2 protein-coding genes are annotated in these 602 nt (G+C 47.5%); one reads left to right on the top strand and one right to left on the bottom strand.

Annotated features, from left to right (window positions below; genetic code table 11):
* On the top strand, positions 1 to 279 hold a 279-nt coding region (locus ACS8FC_RS19090), incomplete at its 5' end, for an HD domain-containing protein (protein ID WP_439297945.1).
* A 94-nt stretch (positions 280 to 373) separates the two neighbouring features.
* On the opposite strand, the gene ACS8FC_RS19095 is transcribed toward ACS8FC_RS19090, so the two are convergent.
* Positions 374 to 602: phosphatidylserine decarboxylase (locus ACS8FC_RS19095; RefSeq protein WP_439297946.1), on the bottom strand; the 229-nt coding region annotated here is incomplete at its 5' end.

The raw sequence follows: 602 nt of genomic DNA on the forward strand, positions 1-602 counted from the left end.
GCAGAGCGTGGTAACGGCATCGCGGCTTTGAGTGAGGTTTGGGAGGAGCAAGAAACGGGTAGTAGCAAAGAGACTCAGCTGCTCAGAGTGGTTGATCGCTTATTGCCATTTTTGCTTAATCTCAATACTGAAGGAAAAACGTGGATTGAATCTCAGGTGACGCGCTTGCAAGTGGCGGCGGCGCTTGCTTTTATCAAAGACAGCTTTCCTCCTATTCATGATTGGCTCTCACACAATATTGACTATGCGACCGAGCAAGGATGGTTGATCGACGCGTAAATCTATAAAAACGCTAGGCATAAAAAAGCCCAGTTGAGCATTGTGATCTATGCTTCACTGGGCTGATGTTCTTGAGCACTTTTACACAGTCATGCTACTGAGCGTTTGCCATTCCCAATAGTTGACCCATTTGTACCACGCTATTGGCATTCATACTATCTAGCCAGTCAGCTTTAGCTGCTTTTGGCAACACTACGATAGCCGTTGAGCCTAAATAAAAACGACCAAGCTCTTCGCCTGCCGCAAACTGCATGTCGTGATCCGCTTCCTGTATATCATCCGTGCGAGCAATCTTACCTGTCGCGACGGTTTCGATACCAGCG

The organism is Psychrobacter sp. 1Y4 (assembly GCF_051847555.1).